This window comes from Bacillus sp. Xin1 (genome assembly GCF_013314535.1).
Taxonomy (GTDB): Bacteria; Bacillota; Bacilli; order Bacillales; family Bacillaceae_G; genus Bacillus_A.
Window position 1 is genome coordinate 1 of record NZ_JABUAE010000066.1, and the last position, 14,915, is coordinate 14,915.

Below are 14,915 nucleotides of genomic sequence, written 5' to 3' on the forward strand. Positions count from 1 at the left end.
AAAAAAGTGTGGCCCTTGGCCACACTTTTTTATTTTTTCTTAATTTCTTCATATTTCGCATACCACTCAGGATATAATTTCTTAAAGGATACAGGACGGAACCCCTCTTTTTTCGCACAAATATTTGTTGTTGTAGCCGTAATACAAAGGTCTCCATCACCATTATAAATTTCATATCCGTATATAACACGAAGTGGACTAACTGAATCAATCCATGTTTTTACAATTGCTTTTTCTCCATAACGCATTGCTTTCCGATATGAAATTTGCAAATCTAACACTGGAGAAATAACTCCTTCTTTTTCCATTTCAATATATGAAAATCCTAATTCTTGTATTAATTTTGTACGCCCCAATTCCAGCCATACTAAATAATTTGAGTGATACACCACACCCATTTGATCTGTTTCCGCATAGCGGATTTCAATTTCGTGTTCTGCTACAAACATATCACAATCTCCTTCTCGCTTCTGTTTCCTTGCATACATTTAATCATAATACAGTGAAATCAAAAATAAAATAGAAACGGTGGATCTTTTTCCTGAAAGGAGCGAGTATATGATTCAAATTGTAACCGTTCGTAGCGGTGACAGCGTATATAGCTTAGCATCAAAATACGGAACTACACCTGAAGAAATTGTAAAAGACAATGGACTTAATCCAGCTGAAACACTTGTTGTCGGTCAGGCACTAATTGTAAACACGAAAGGGAATAACTATTACGTACAACCTGGAGACAGCCTTTACCGAATTTCTCAAACATATAACGTTCCTCTTGCCAGCTTAGCAAAAGTAAATAACTTATCTTTAAAATCCATCCTTCACGTCGGTCAACAATTGTACATTCCAAAAGGCTCAAAACGAGCAATAGAATCTATTGCCTATTTGCAGCCTTCTACTATTCCAATTAAAGAAAGTTTAGTGAATGCCACACGGGCCATCATTCCTTATCTCACATATTTAGCCTATTTTAGTTTTGAAGCATTGCGCGACGGAACTTTAAAAGAACCGACTGAAACTGCAAGAATTGCTCAAATTGCTGTGCAAGGTCAAACGATCCCTATGCTTGTTATTACAAATATTGAAAACGGCAATTTTAGTGCTGAATTAGCCTCTGTTTTTTTACGGAGTGCTACCATTCAAAACAAATTTATTACTAATATTCTACAAACAGCTGAGAAGTATAATATGCGTGATATTCATTTTGATTTTGAAAATGTTGCGCCAGAGGATCGCGAAGCATACAATCGATTTTTACGAAATGTAAAAACAAGACTGCCAGAAGGATATACATTAAGTACAACGCTTGTTCCCAAAACAAGTTCTCAGCAAAAAGGAAAGTTTTTTGAAGCACACGATTACAAAGCACAGGGAGAAATTGTTGACTTTGTCGTTATTATGACATATGACTGGGGATGGCAAGGTGGACCACCGATGGCTATATCTCCTATCGGTCCCGTGAAGCAGGTAATTCAATATGCAAAATCTCAAATGCCTCCACAAAAAATTATGATGGGACAAAATTTATATGGTTTCGACTGGAAACTTCCCTTTAAAGAAGGAAATCCTCCTGCAAAAGCAATAAGTTCTGTCGCAGCTGTTGCACTTGCTCGTAAATATAATGTGCCAATTCGTTATGATTTCACAGCACAAGCACCACACTTCAATTATTTTGATGAAAATGGTGTGCAGCACGAAGTATGGTTTGAAGATGCTAGGTCTGTTCAGAGTAAATTTAATTTAATCAAAGAACAAGGTATTCGCGGGATTAGCTATTGGAAAATCGGTCTTCCTTTCCCTCAAAACTGGCGCTTACTCGTGGAAAATTTTTTGATTACAAAAAAAGGCTGACAACCGTCAGCCTTTTTACCCATTATACTCAGATTCATCTTTTATTTCGCTTTTCAGTGAATCAATACTTTCTAAACGGCGCTGATTTTTTGCTTCAATTGCAGCGCGATCTTTTTCATTCGAAACCTCTGCAGTTTCTTTTGCCTCATTAAAGTTATCAATCGTGTTTTGTACCATTTCTTGCAACTTTTCTACATTATCACTTCGATCATCTGGATTTGCTTTATTATATTGCTCTGCCATGCTGTTTCCCTCCTAATTGAGATATACATACCATATTAGCTTTCCAAAAACGAATTAGATTATGTATGCACATAAAGAAAAGGAGAATGAAAACATTCTCCTTTTCTTTAACCGTTATCCACAATCGGTTGTTTCCCTGTCTGGTCTTGCATTTGCTTCCCTTTATTTCCACCAGCTTTTTTTGACTGTGTTCCAATGTGATCTGGTGCAAAATCTTTTGAATTCTTTTTTGGATTACCCATTATAACCGCCTCCTTACTACTAGTATCATACTAGTAGTAAGAATTATTCAGCCTGCTTAAAAAGTTGCATTTCATAACGTTTTTCAATTCGTTCTTCAATCCGTTCAATTGCATCACGATCGCTTAATAGTTGCCTTTTATTTTCCCTCACAAGTTCTTCAAATGATTTCCGACGACTTCTTCTCATGCTGCTCATCCTTTCTCCTTCACTTTCTTATTAATTAGTATGAGCAAATGAAAAACTCTTTAATCAGATTTGCAAGAAAATTTTATGTTTTACCAAAGAAAAATCTATTTCTACTGAACTACCCTCACCTACCTCTACACGAGCTTGAGGTAGGTGAGGAATTCTCCTGTTTCGGTCCTAGCAAAAACAGTTCCTCTCGTTCAACAAAAATGATAAAAAATCCATCAGCAGCCCTTTGACAACCGATGGATTTTTGAACACATTTATTATTTCATTATACTTAAATATTTTTCAACTTCCTCATTTGCATTAACTTTATTGTCTTTATACTCATTCAATGCTTGCATCACTCTGTCATAAGCCTCTAAAATGTAGTTTTCTAACTTCGTAAAATCCTCAAGGCCTTCAATCATAATTCTCGTTATACCTATTTCACTCTTTAAAGCCGGCTCACATTTCAAACTAGGATACATCTCTAATATTTCTTGTTCTGTTTTTTCAGTTAAAACATATTTTTTTCGTCCTTTTATCTTCACTCTTACAATTGGGTAAAAAGCCTTTATATCTAGATAACTTCCAACATTCACATTGCGAATCCACTCTATATCACGATTATGCTTCACAAGCATTTCTTTTATTAGCGTATACACTGCATCTTCTTCAAGTGTTTCTTTTTTTACTTTCTTTTTTCCTTCTTCTTGGATAGCGGCACATTTTTGATATACAGCCGCACATGTAATACAGTCATCAAGTGCATTATGAGAACTTAAACGAATTCCGAGCATTCTTTTTAAAGTTTCTAGTTTATAGTTTGGAGCATGCTTCATATATCTTTTTGCTAAAAACACGGTATCAATTACCATATTTTTAGGTTCTGACAATCTAAGCATATTTGCATTACTCTTTAAAAAGCGCATATCAAATGAAGCATTATGCGCAACAATTGTATCGTTACCTAAAAATGCTAGAAACAACGGCAAAACTTCCTGAATCGTTGGTGCATCCGAAACACGATAATTTGTAATTCCCGTTAAACTTGTGATACGACTAGGGATAGATCGTTCTGGATTTACGAAAGAAACAAATTGATCAGCCAACTCATGATTACGGTACCTTACCGCTGCCACTTGAATAATTCGATCATTGTATGGATTAAATCCTGTCGTTTCAAAGTCAATCACAACATAGTCTGCTGGCAAAGATAAATGTCCCACAGGCATACTCTCCTTCATAATTATTATCGTTCAAATTTCTTTTATCATATCATGAACAAGCTGTTTGATAAAAAAGAAAAGACAGAAGTAGCCTTATACCAATCTGTCTTCTTACTGATTATTTTAATTTGACAATCCTCTTCTCCATCTCTTTTTGTGTCATCGGCCCGATAAACTTATCTTGAATCACACCTTTTGTATCCACAAAATAAGAAGTTGGAATGGTGATTACTTTATACGTTGTTGTAACATTTATATCTTTATCAAGTAAAATAGGAAATGTTACCCCTTTCTCTTCTACAAACTTTTTCACTTTTTCTTCTCCATTAGCACCTTCAGAAACCGTATAATTTACAGCGAGGATTTCCACATCATCTTTATGCTTTTTATAAAAAGCTTCCATGTCCGGCATTTCCTTCTGACAAGGTCCACACCACGTTGCCCAGAAATTTAGGATGACTTTTTTACCTTTTAAATCTGAAAGCTTAACCTTTGTTCCATCCAATTTTGACAACTCAAAATCTGGTGCAACCTTTCCTACTTCAATTCCGTTTTTTGCAATCACTTCTTTTTTCATCGTTTCTTCACTTTTTACTGGCTCTTTGCTTACTTGTTTATCATTTTTTCCAAGTTGCACATAGACTGCGTAACCAGCTAAACAAAATAAGATGATAATAACCGTAAATTTCCGCCACATATACATCACCCTTATAGTTTGAGTCGTTTATTATGTCCATTCAAAAATAATACTCGTATTTATATTTTATTTTAGCTTATACGGACAACCTTGGAAATATTCTCCTGACAAATAAATAGAATATTCTTAATAAAATCGAAAATTTTTTCTTTTTATCGTATAATGGAAATATCCATAATTAGGAAGGGGTGTAATCATTTATGCATAAAACAATTTTCCACTGGCTACAATATGTGATCATTCTCCCCATTTTATTTTTCTCATTATTCATTACAAGTTGGACTGCTAGTTACTTAAGTATTTCAGAAGATTGGAAACAACATATCGTCTTCACACCTACAACAACCGAAAGCTCCCATCAAGTGTATGAAATTGATAAACTGCTATATGCATTTAAATACAATCCTGTTTCCACTACAGTTTTTGTATTATTCGTTGTCTATTTATTAGGAATAATATTAATCCGCTGGTTGTACTGGAAAAAACATAAAACAGGATTCATTGATTTACAACTCATGATTATTCTCCCTATTTTTCTTTACACTTTACTTGTTACACATTCTACAAGTACGATGATTGCTATAGAAGAAAACTGGAAAAAACACTTAGTCTTCTCTCCTAAATCGATTACTGATTTTAATTAAATTTATTATATCGATAGGCTATTATATGCATTTCAAAAGTCCCCTATCATTAGTACCGTTTTTATTCTAACTTTTCTTTATATGACAGGGCTAGTTGTAATTAAGATTTCTTGTCAAATACGTTTACGCAAAAATATAAACATATAAGGTGACAATAAGGAACATACTTGTACTGTTTTGTGCATAAGAAACCTCCTTTGTAAAAGCTATTCTCTATATTTTCAGCTTCATATTTTATCCCATTGGTATCATCGTATGGGTTATATCCTTATTTAGCAACGATCCTGAAAGGCGAAAAACTGGTCGCGTTTGCATTTATACAGCTTTGGTATCATTTATTCTATTCACTATGCTTGGTATTATTAGCGTTTACTCTATTACAACAACCTCTAGTTCATAATAATTTATTGAAAGGGTGAGCACTATGGGCGAACATCCAATTAGTAAAGAACTACGCTATATGCGTATATGTTTAACTATTTTAATTCTAGTTCTTATATTTTTTAACAAAGAAAGAGTTATTGAAGTTTCTACAAACCACGACACCACTCCAGTAGATATACAAACCAGTAATATGACTCAAATTGCAGAAAATACATTTGCTTTACAGGAAAGTAATCCTAGCAGTGGTGATAGACACACGATTAAAATCTTTAAATATAACCCAGATACAAATAAGATTACATTAGTTAAAGAATTTAATACTGAAAATCCAGAATCATATGAATATCAACTAAATAAAGCGGAATGAATGTTACTTACATATAAACCAGGGGCAGAATTCTGTCCCTTGGTTTAGTAAATTTCAAAAATTATTTCACCAGCATTTCTTTAAATAACGAATTATAGCTTAATAATTCTTGTGGCGTCCCACATTCAGCAATAACGCCTTTGTTCATTACAACAACGAATTCCCCCATGTAATCAGTCTACTTCCTACAAATAATGCAATATATATACACTTCTTCTATATGTTTCTGAATAAGTCGATCTACAATTAGTTCCATTAACAATGGTCTAGATACATTCATCATGGCTGCTAAAACCCCACTACATATCAAAACGATGAGTAGCAATTTTTCTTGTAACAACGGAATTAAGAGTCGTTTATATTCTTTCATTGTTATACCTCCAATTTTTTCTATAAGAAAAGGAAAGGGATGAAGCTATACGGCTTCACCCCTTTCCTCTTTACATAAAACAAGGAAGCTAACTTCAGTCAGCTTCCTTGTTTTGATTGAGAATATTATACTTTTCTTTTTTACTATAACTACTTACTTAGTTTGACACCTTAGACTCTTCAATTTTCTCACGAAGAACCATTTGTAGAATACCACCATGACGGTAGTAGTCGATTTCAACTTCACTATCAAAACGTGCTACTACTTCAAATTGCTTTTCGTTTCCTTCTGGATCGATTGCAACTACTTTTATAAGGTCACGAGGTCTAACTGTTTTGTCAATTTGAATTTCAAATGATTCATTACCAACAAGGCCTAATGTTTCAGCACTTTCGCCGTCTTTAAATTGCAATGGTAATACCCCCATTAATACTAAGTTACTGCGGTGAATACGCTCGAAGCTTTCTGCGATAACTGCTTTAATGCCTAAAAGGTTTGTACCTTTCGCAGCCCAGTCACGAGAACTTCCCATACCGTAATCTTTACCTGCAACTACAAGAAGTCCTGTACCATCTTCTTTATATTTCATCGCAGCATCATAGATAGATGTTACTTCGCCAGTTGGCCAGTAAGTTGTATATCCACCTTCTGTTCCTGGTGCGATTTGGTTTTTAATACGAATGTTTGCGAATGTACCACGCATCATAACCTCATGGTTACCACGGCGAGAACCATAAGAGTTAAAGTCAACTGGCTGTACGCCATTTTCTAATAAATAACGTCCTGCTGGTGTATGTTTGCCAATTGAACCCGCTGGTGAAATATGGTCTGTTGTTACAGAATCTCCAAATTTACCAACTACGCGTAAACCTGAAAGTGTTTCCACTTCACCTGGTTCTTTTGATAAACCTTCAAAGAACGGTGGATTTTGAATGTAAGTTGAGTCATTATCCCAAGTATATAGCGCCTCATTTGAAGTTTGGATTTCATTCCAGCGTTCATTGCTGTTAAATACTTGCGCATATTCTTTTTTGAACAGTTCAGATGTTACGACACTTTGAACCACTTCTTCAATTTCTTTCGCTGATGGCCAAATGTCGTTAAAGTAAATTGGATTACCGTTTTCATCTTTACCGATTGCATCGTTTTTCAAGTCGATATCAACAGTACCAGCAAGCGCATATGCCACAACAAGTGGTGGAGATGCTAAGTAGTTTGCTTTTACAAGTGGATGAATACGACCTTCAAAGTTACGGTTACCAGATAAAACAGATGTTACTAATAAGTCGTTTGCTGCAATTGCTTCTTCTAATTCTGGCGCTAATGGACCAGAGTTACCAATGCAAGTTGTACAGCCGTAACCAACTGTTTGGAATCCTAATTGATCTAAATAAGTTGTTAAACCTGATTTATCTAGGTATTCCGTTACTACTTTAGATCCTGGTGCTAAGGATGTTTTTACATAACCAGGTACTTTAAGACCTTTTTCAATTGCTTTTTTCGCAACTAAACCTGCACCAATTAATACATATGGGTTAGATGTATTTGTACAGCTTGTAATCGCAGCGATTGCAATTGCACCTGTTTTCATCGTTACTTCCTGATCTTTTAATGCAACTTTCACTTCTTTATCAAATTCTTGTTCATTGAATCCAAGTCCTTGTGTTCCAACTGGTGCCACAACTGCTTTATGGAACTCCTCTTTCATATTTGAAAGTGGGATTAAATCTTGTGGACGTTTTGGCCCTGAAAGGTTAGATTCAATTGTATTTAAATCAATTTCAACAAGGTCTGTATAAATTGGATCTTTGCTGTCTGCTGTATAGAATAAACCGTTTGCTTTACAGTATTCTTCAACAACGCGAATTTGTTCTTCATCTCTTCCTGTTAAACGTAAGTAATCTAATGAAATCTCGTCAATTGGGAAGAATCCACAAGTTGCGCCGTATTCTGGTGCCATGTTTGAAATTGTTGCACGGTCAGCTAAAGGCATGCTCTTTAATCCACTACCGAAGAACTCAACAAATTTACCAACTACACCTTTTTGACGTAACACTTGCGTTACTTTTAAAGCAACGTCTGTTGCTGTTGTACCACTTGGAAGTGTACCAGTTAACTTAACACCGATAACTTCTGGCACTGGGAAGTATGAAGGTTGTCCAAGCATCCCTGCTTCTGCCTCAATACCACCAACGCCCCATCCAAGAACACCGATACCATTAATCATTGTAGTATGAGAGTCTGTTCCAACTAATGAATCTGGATATGCAACTAATTCACCTTCAGCATTTTTCACCGCATGAACAACTGGTGCTAAATACTCAAGGTTTACTTGGTGTACAATACCTGTTGCTGGTGGAACTGCACGATAATTATCAAATGATTTTTGTGCCCAGCTTAAAAATTTATAACGTTCTTCATTACGTTTAAACTCTAAGTCCATGTTGAATTCAAGCGCGTCTGCTGTACCCGCTCTATCAACCTGTACAGAGTGATCGATTACAAGGTCTACAGTAATTTCTGGATTAATTTTATCAGGGTCCCCGCCCATATCTGCCATCGCTTTTCGAAGTGAAGCCAAATCAACGACAGCTGGAACACCTGTGAAATCTTGTAAAATTACGCGAGATGGTTTAAATGGAACATCGATATCTTGAACATCTTTCGTTCCCCACTTTGCTAAATTTGTAACATGCTCTTCTGTAATTACACGTCCATCAACTTGACGAAGTACAGATTCAAGCAAAACTTTAATTGAATACGGTAATTGTGATACATTGCCAACCCCTGCGTTTTCAAGCGCTTTCAATTGATAATAATGATACGTTTTTCCATCTACTTCAAATGTTTCACGAGATTGAAATGGATTATGTTTGACCATTATGTTTCCCCCCTGTTAAACGTGACTGAGTTGTCTGAATATAAAATGTAGACAAACTTTTCAATACCTTACGATAATATCTTATTACAACTTTCTAAATAAGTAAATAATAAGAAACTTATAGTTTATCATAAGTTTTCTTTATCTCTGTAAATTTGAATAACCTTCGTTCTCCTTATGAATACTATTACCATAAAGTAAAGCTTTCTTTTCGAAGCTTTTCTACTCTGTTCATACATGTAATGAACAGCTCATTATTTGTGTTGTAAAGAAAATATTATAGGGGTGACTACAAATGGGAAAACGTAAAGCAAATCATATAATTCAAGGAATGAACGCTGCATCAGCACAAGGACAAGGAGCTGGTTATAATGAGGAATTCGCCAACGAGCCATTAACACCAGCTCAGCGTCAAAACAATAAAAAACGTAAGAAGAATCAATAGTGAAAAATCCCAAAAGGTACTCCTTTTGGGATTTTTAATGTTTATAACGTAATAAGTCTGAAACCTTCACAAATCGGTATCCTTCTTTTTGAAGAGCCGGCAAAATTTTTTCTAATGCAGCTACAGTTTGACTTCGATCACTTCCACCATCATGCAATAACACTATATCACCACTTTTGGCATTTGTTACAACATGCTTCACAATAGATTCAGTACCTGGGTCTGCCCAATCTTTCGGATCTTGATTCCAAGACCACAATACAATTTGATAACCTGCTACTTTTGCTGTTGCAAATACCGCATCGTTAATATATCCTCCTGGTGGACGAAAAAGTAGAGGTCCCTTTACCCATTCTTGTAAATATCGTTTCTCCTCTAAAATATCAGTTTTTAATTTTTCATTAGATGCATCTCTTGCATATAAATGATTCATCGTATGATTTCCAATTTCATGCCCTTCCTTAAGTACCCTGTTAACTAAATATGGGTTTCGTTGAATTCGAAAACCAATCATAAAAAAAGTTGCTTCAGCTTTATATTGCTTCAATAAATTGAGCACTTGAGGAGTATATGTGGGATCTGGGCCATCATCAAATGTAATTGCAATTAGTTTTTCGTTATTCGGTACTTCCCACGTTACATAACCAGTAGGTTCCAACTCTTTTCTCATTAACATTTTTGCCTCTACTCTGTCCACCTGGTATATATGTACGAAACTAATCAAACAAATAATAATTATAGAAATTTTTCTTCTCAACATATTAATCCTACTATTGGACAGGTTGTTGAAGTCATACAACAACCTGTTCAATCATTTAACTGATCCACATCTCGCATAATATTTTGTAAATTACTTTCAAACTGCTCAAGTTGTGGACGTTGTGTTTCAGATGCTACTTCTAATGCATTTTGAATTTGTTCATATGCTTCTTGAACTTCTTGTCGTAAATGTTTTAAATCATGACCATAATTCGGGTCGTTTTTCACAATATTGTTATATAAGTTTTCCGCTTGTACGACCCCTTGTTGTGCGGCTTGAAAAGCTTGCTGTTTATCTTTATGATACGGCATACGCTTTCCCCTTTCTTTTCTAGTTAGTCTCACTTATCTTTACCTTTTTTCATAAAAACATTCTCGTATAAATTTACAAAGTTCTCTCATTCTAAATACAAGAGGGAGGTGACAACATGGAAAAAAACAATAGCAAATCCATTCGTCAAAATACAAAAAAAGGACAGCCTTCTGGGCAACCTGAACCATTAAGTGGGTCTCATAAAGTAAAAAATCGTAATCATTCAAGACAAAAAAATCACGCACATCATGATATGTAAAAAGAAGGGCAATGCATACGCATTGTCCTTCTCGCTTAAACCACTTGCACTAAAGTGAAACTTTCATTAGTGGGAATTTTCTTCCTCTCCCACCTAACTTCTTTGCCTCCGCTGAATTTTGAGGTGGGAGTCTTACTGCCCCTCAAATAGCAAGATAAACCCGTCAACATATTTTCTAGCTTGCTTTTCACCTCTAATTTCTTAATGCATATTATATATAGTATGAATTGAGACTTTACGGAGGGTGTCTTACATGGGCAAGAAAAAGAAAAATTGTCTTTTTCGTGTTGATGGTTTTGAAGAATGGATGGATCAGTTTTGCTCTGATTCATATGAAAACTTCAGTTTCCCTAATCACATTCACATTGACCTTTGTGAAACTGAACAAGAGTACATTTTAGAAACTGATATTCCTAATGTTTCAGAACAAAATGTACTTATAAACAAGATAGAGACAGGCCTAACAATTTGTATATTTCATAAAAATTCATCTTTACAACGAACAATTTCTTTACCTGCTAACATCATCTACAAAAAAATGCTAGCCTGTTTAGAAAATGGCTTTCTTGCCATACACATTTCGAAAACTGAAGTTGCAAATAAGCATGAAAACAAAGTGCTTTTTTCAAATTAAAGCGTTATATAAAAACAGAGTAAGAACAGTTTATTGCTAACTTTTCTTACCCTGTTTTTTCTTTGCTTCATATAAAATTAAACTTCTAATTGATTAAGAAACAATTAGCTTTACCGTCAACTGCTATTTCATTCCAATCTCCATATCGCAATTTACGGTGCGATTTCTTTTAGATAATAAGCTTCTTGTCCATAAAAAAATGGGAAAAGCAATAACTGAAAAGATAGCTAGTATCGAAAATACGGCCAAACCATTTTGATATCCGTAATAATCTAACAGTACTCCCCCAAACCAAGGGCCAATCACACCACCAATCCCTGAAAATCCCATTGCTCCAAAATACGTTCCTTTTAAGTGTGGGACTGAAATGTCATCAATAAACACATCTGTCATTGAAAACATTAATACTTCTCCTATTGTAAAAATAATCGTGTAAAGAAAAATGCTGATGATTGATTCTCCAGTTCCAAAACCAATGAGCCCACCACTAACAAAGAGCGTGCCAATCATAATTGATACAAGTGGTGTATACTTCTTACAAATCTGAATAACAGGGTATTGTATAATTACTACTGTAATTGCGTTTAATGTTAGCATATATGACAATAATGTCACGCCATCTTGAAATACATAAGAGTTCGCAAAGTATTGAGAGGCTGTTGTTGTAAAATGTGAAAAACCACTGTTACTTAAAATAATTCCAACTAAGGCAACCAAGAAAACAATATCTTTTCTTAAAATACGAATTGCTTTTATCATCGTTACAGGCTCTATAGTATCCATTGTTTTTTCATCCATTTGATACTTTTTAAATTGCATTGCTAATATCACCGTATATACAATGTATACTCCAGCCGCTATTAAAAACGGCATTGTTGATTTGGCACTTCCAATTTGCAATCCTACAAGCGGTCCAATTGCCACACCGACATTTATGGCACCGTATCGTAAGTTATACGCAAGTAAACGATACTCCGGCTTCGTTAAATCAGATAGTAACGCTCTTGATGTCGGTTCAAAAAAGGAACGACATAAACCATTTAATGCGTTTAATAAAAAGAAAGTTAGAACATGGTCTGCAATCGAAAACCCGATAAATACAAAAATCCAAACAATAAGGGACGATATCATAATTGTTTTACGGCCAAATCGATCTGATAAATTCCCACCAATAAAACTAGCAAATACTCCAACTAATGCGCTTGTTCCAATAATAGCACCTGTCATCCCAGCTGATATATCTTTTACAATTGTTAAATAAATTGCCAAAAAAGGAATGCTCATTGAAGTTGCAAACCTTGCAAATAGTGTCCCTATAATAATACTCATCCCAAGCGGGTGAATATGTTGTAACTTTCCCCTCATACCTATACCTACTCCCCCTATTTCATACAAAAAAGAAAGCAAAGAACCTGCTTTCCTTTTTTAATAATAAATTATATTTATACCCGAGCTGTCCTAGATAGCTCCATATCTATACCATATGTAAACTGTAACTCTTTACAAACGTCCTTGATTAGGATGTTCACGTCGTACTTTTCATTAAATGCAAGAACCGCATTTTCCACTTCCTCATACGTATATTTGTATTCGCCAGTAATGACACCTTTTAAATCAAAACATTCATTAATACAAAGCTGAACGAGAAGCTGATCATACATAGCGGACACATCTTCTTTTTTCCATAATAACTCTTTCACATATAATCGATCGAATGTTACACTCTCTCGATTACATTTTGTTAAAGTACGAGTCATGTCATGTAATTCTCGATATAGTTCAGAAATATTTGTATTGAGACGAATTAATTTGTCTACGCCATTTTCATACAGCATTTCATCCACCCCCGTATATGCTCTTTTTCTTATTATAGCAAGAAAATTCTAAAAAAGAGATTTTTTCTTCTGAAATATTAGGAAACTTATTTAGATTGTTTTACAATGAAACTAGTGAAATAGAAAGGAGTACGAAAGTGAACCGAAAAATATATTACACCGATGCCTATCAGCAAACATTTACAGCACAACTTATAAAACAGGACTATGATAACGCAGGAAATTTATATGTGACTCTAACAGAAACAACATTTTATCCAACTGGTGGCGGTCAACCACATGACATAGGAACATTAAATGATATTTCCGTCATCAATGTTGAGGAAGTTAATAACGAAGTCCGCCATTTCATTTCAAGTGAATTACATACAAAAGAAGTAATCGGCAAAATCAATTGGCAGCGTCGTTTTGATCATATGCAACAGCATACCGCTCAGCACATTCTATCTGCTGCCTTTTGGGATCATTTTGACATCCCTACAATTGGTTTTCATCTTGGAAAAGAAACGGTAACAATTGATTTAGACACGCCTGAACTTTCAATAGAAACAGCTAATAGCGCACTACAAATCGCAAATCAAGTCGTCTTTGAAAACCATCCCATCCATATTAAATGGATGAATTTGGAGGAAGCAAAACAATTACCTCTTAGAAAAGAACCAACAATTACAGAAGATATTCGCGTTGTAATCATTGAAAACTACGATTACAACGGGTGTGGCGGTACACACCCAAAATATACAGGTGAAGTGGGACCGATTCATATAATAGGTTGGGATCGAAATAAAGGTGGCATCCGTTTAACCTTTGTAGCTGGATGGCGCGCGCTCAAATTAATGGGGCATCATCAAAAAATCATTAAAGATATTTCCAAACAATTAAATAGCAATGAAACTCATATCGCCAATAAGATAGAGCAGCTTGTTCTATCTCAGAAAGAACATGACAAAGCACTACAAGCGATGAATGAGAAACTATTACTTGTCGAAGCAAATGAATTGCTCCAACAATCAAAACAAATAGATGCTGGTACACTTATTTCGAAGGTTTTTACAAATCGTTCTATGCAGGAAATCGCAAAATTATCTGCTATCATTACTGAACAAAACGAAAACGTAATTACATATTTTATTATAGAAAACGAAGATAAACTACAATGTATTCTTGCATGTGGGAAAACGGTACAAACAAACATGAATACCATTTTAAAAAACGTCCTTCCTGCTATTGAGGGAAAAGGCGGCGGTAACACGAAAAGCGCTCGTGGGGGCGGAAAAGCAGTTATTACAGGTGAAGAATTTTTAGCTCAACTTATTCATGTATCACAAGAAACCGTTTGAATGAAACAATAAAGGGTAGCTAGGTACTACCCTTTATTGTTTATCTACTTATAAACCAATATTTCGTTTCAATCCTTGATACGTTCCTGCATTAGGAAATCCTTTTTCATTGAACTACCCCACCTACCTCTACAAGATATTGAGGTGGAGGATTCTCCTGTCTCTGTCCTCACAAAAACAGTTCCTCTCGTTCAACAAAGAGGATACAACGCTATAGAGTTCGGTAGTGTCTGTATGGAATGTAAGACGG

18 protein-coding genes and 2 pseudogenes are annotated in these 14,915 nt (G+C 35.1%); 8 read left to right on the top strand and 12 right to left on the bottom strand.

The window, feature by feature from the left end; genetic code table 11:
• Nucleotides 1-29 precede the first annotated feature (29 nt).
• The gene (locus HRG09_RS26160) at nucleotides 30-449 is read right to left on the bottom strand and encodes an acyl-CoA thioesterase (RefSeq protein ID WP_003199074.1); all 420 of its coding nucleotides are present in this window, start codon (nucleotides 447-449) and stop codon (nucleotides 30-32) included.
• Between the two features lie 109 nt (nucleotides 450-558).
• Between HRG09_RS26160 and HRG09_RS26165 the strand changes: the two genes are divergently transcribed.
• Nucleotides 559-1,851 carry a glycoside hydrolase family 18 protein gene (locus tag HRG09_RS26165; RefSeq protein WP_174103771.1) on the top strand — a complete coding sequence of 431 codons (1,293 nt, stop codon included), beginning with the start codon at nucleotides 559-561 and terminating at the stop codon, nucleotides 1,849-1,851.
• A gap of 15 nt (nucleotides 1,852-1,866) precedes the next feature.
• On the opposite strand, the gene tlp is transcribed toward HRG09_RS26165, so the two are convergent.
• The 5 genes from tlp to HRG09_RS26190 all read right to left on the bottom strand — a co-directional run bounded on the left by tlp (nucleotide 1,867) and on the right by HRG09_RS26190 (nucleotide 4,434).
• Nucleotides 1,867-2,094: a small acid-soluble spore protein Tlp gene (tlp, locus tag HRG09_RS26170; protein WP_174103773.1), complete on the bottom strand. Its 228-nt coding sequence runs from the start codon at nucleotides 2,092-2,094 to the stop codon at nucleotides 1,867-1,869.
• Between the two features lie 107 nt (nucleotides 2,095-2,201).
• The gene (sspN, locus tag HRG09_RS26175; RefSeq protein ID WP_000527986.1) at nucleotides 2,202-2,336 is read right to left on the bottom strand and encodes an acid-soluble spore protein SspN; all 135 of its coding nucleotides are present in this window, start codon (nucleotides 2,334-2,336) and stop codon (nucleotides 2,202-2,204) included.
• Between the two features lie 43 nt (nucleotides 2,337-2,379).
• The gene (locus HRG09_RS26180) at nucleotides 2,380-2,523 is read right to left on the bottom strand and encodes an FbpB family small basic protein (protein WP_174103775.1); all 144 of its coding nucleotides are present in this window, start codon (nucleotides 2,521-2,523) and stop codon (nucleotides 2,380-2,382) included.
• A 266-nt stretch (nucleotides 2,524-2,789) separates the two neighbouring features.
• Nucleotides 2,790-3,737, bottom strand: coding sequence for a 3'-5' exonuclease (locus HRG09_RS26185; RefSeq protein WP_174103777.1), 948 nt, complete (start codon nucleotides 3,735-3,737; stop codon nucleotides 2,790-2,792).
• A 118-nt stretch (nucleotides 3,738-3,855) separates the two neighbouring features.
• A complete protein-coding gene (locus HRG09_RS26190; RefSeq protein WP_174103779.1) occupies nucleotides 3,856-4,434 on the bottom strand; it encodes a TlpA family protein disulfide reductase in 579 nt (192 codons plus the stop codon).
• A 200-nt stretch (nucleotides 4,435-4,634) separates the two neighbouring features.
• Here HRG09_RS26190 and HRG09_RS26195 point away from each other — a divergent pair.
• The 3 genes and pseudogenes from HRG09_RS26195 to HRG09_RS26200 all read left to right on the top strand — a co-directional run bounded on the left by HRG09_RS26195 (nucleotide 4,635) and on the right by HRG09_RS26200 (nucleotide 5,829).
• A pseudogene (locus tag HRG09_RS26195) lies at nucleotides 4,635-5,225 on the top strand (DUF4306 domain-containing protein).
• 61 nt (nucleotides 5,226-5,286) lie between these two features.
• A complete protein-coding gene (locus tag HRG09_RS29225) occupies nucleotides 5,287-5,478 on the top strand; it encodes a hypothetical protein (RefSeq protein ID WP_309232375.1) in 192 nt (63 codons plus the stop codon).
• 24 nt (nucleotides 5,479-5,502) lie between these two features.
• Nucleotides 5,503-5,829 carry a YmzC family protein gene (locus HRG09_RS26200; protein ID WP_174103781.1) on the top strand — a complete coding sequence of 109 codons (327 nt, stop codon included), beginning with the start codon at nucleotides 5,503-5,505 and terminating at the stop codon, nucleotides 5,827-5,829.
• Between the two features lie 150 nt (nucleotides 5,830-5,979).
• Here the strand turns inward: HRG09_RS26200 and HRG09_RS26205 are convergent.
• Both HRG09_RS26205 and acnA read right to left on the bottom strand, forming a co-directional pair.
• Nucleotides 5,980-6,258, bottom strand: a pseudogene (locus HRG09_RS26205) (ABC transporter ATP-binding protein); the annotation flags it as partial.
• 98 nt (nucleotides 6,259-6,356) lie between these two features.
• The gene (acnA, locus tag HRG09_RS26210; protein WP_174103783.1) at nucleotides 6,357-9,080 is read right to left on the bottom strand and encodes an aconitate hydratase AcnA; all 2,724 of its coding nucleotides are present in this window, start codon (nucleotides 9,078-9,080) and stop codon (nucleotides 6,357-6,359) included.
• Nucleotides 9,081-9,375: 295 nt separating this feature from the next.
• Between acnA and sspO the strand changes: the two genes are divergently transcribed.
• Nucleotides 9,376-9,525 carry a small acid-soluble spore protein O gene (gene sspO, locus HRG09_RS26215; protein WP_174103784.1) on the top strand — a complete coding sequence of 50 codons (150 nt, stop codon included), beginning with the start codon at nucleotides 9,376-9,378 and terminating at the stop codon, nucleotides 9,523-9,525.
• Between the two features lie 34 nt (nucleotides 9,526-9,559).
• Here sspO and HRG09_RS26220 read toward each other — a convergent pair whose 3' ends face one another.
• Entirely contained in the window at nucleotides 9,560-10,285 is a 726-nt protein-coding gene (locus HRG09_RS26220; protein WP_174103785.1) for a polysaccharide deacetylase family protein, read from the bottom strand.
• 47 nt (nucleotides 10,286-10,332) lie between these two features.
• Entirely contained in the window at nucleotides 10,333-10,596 is a 264-nt protein-coding gene (locus HRG09_RS26225; RefSeq protein ID WP_174103786.1) for a hypothetical protein, read from the bottom strand.
• 116 nt (nucleotides 10,597-10,712) lie between these two features.
• Here HRG09_RS26225 and HRG09_RS26230 point away from each other — a divergent pair, with 116 nt between their 5' ends.
• On the top strand, nucleotides 10,713-10,856 hold the full coding sequence (locus HRG09_RS26230; RefSeq protein ID WP_000414451.1) for a small acid-soluble spore protein P: 144 nt from the start codon (nucleotides 10,713-10,715) through the stop codon (nucleotides 10,854-10,856).
• A gap of 253 nt (nucleotides 10,857-11,109) precedes the next feature.
• Nucleotides 11,110-11,490 carry an Hsp20 family protein gene (locus tag HRG09_RS26235; protein ID WP_174103787.1) on the top strand — a complete coding sequence of 127 codons (381 nt, stop codon included), beginning with the start codon at nucleotides 11,110-11,112 and terminating at the stop codon, nucleotides 11,488-11,490.
• Between the two features lie 123 nt (nucleotides 11,491-11,613).
• On the opposite strand, the gene HRG09_RS26240 is transcribed toward HRG09_RS26235, so the two are convergent.
• A complete protein-coding gene (locus HRG09_RS26240; protein ID WP_174103788.1) occupies nucleotides 11,614-12,855 on the bottom strand; it encodes an MDR family MFS transporter in 1,242 nt (413 codons plus the stop codon).
• A 77-nt stretch (nucleotides 12,856-12,932) separates the two neighbouring features.
• Nucleotides 12,933-13,325 (bottom strand): hypothetical protein, encoded by a 393-nt coding sequence (locus HRG09_RS26245; protein ID WP_174103789.1) that lies wholly within the window; start codon nucleotides 13,323-13,325, stop codon nucleotides 12,933-12,935.
• 137 nt (nucleotides 13,326-13,462) lie between these two features.
• Between HRG09_RS26245 and HRG09_RS26250 the strand changes: the two genes are divergently transcribed.
• Complete coding sequence (locus tag HRG09_RS26250) at nucleotides 13,463-14,665, top strand: alanyl-tRNA editing protein (protein ID WP_174103790.1); 1,203 nt, start codon at nucleotides 13,463-13,465, stop codon at nucleotides 14,663-14,665.
• The last annotated feature ends 250 nt before the right edge of the window (nucleotides 14,666-14,915 follow it).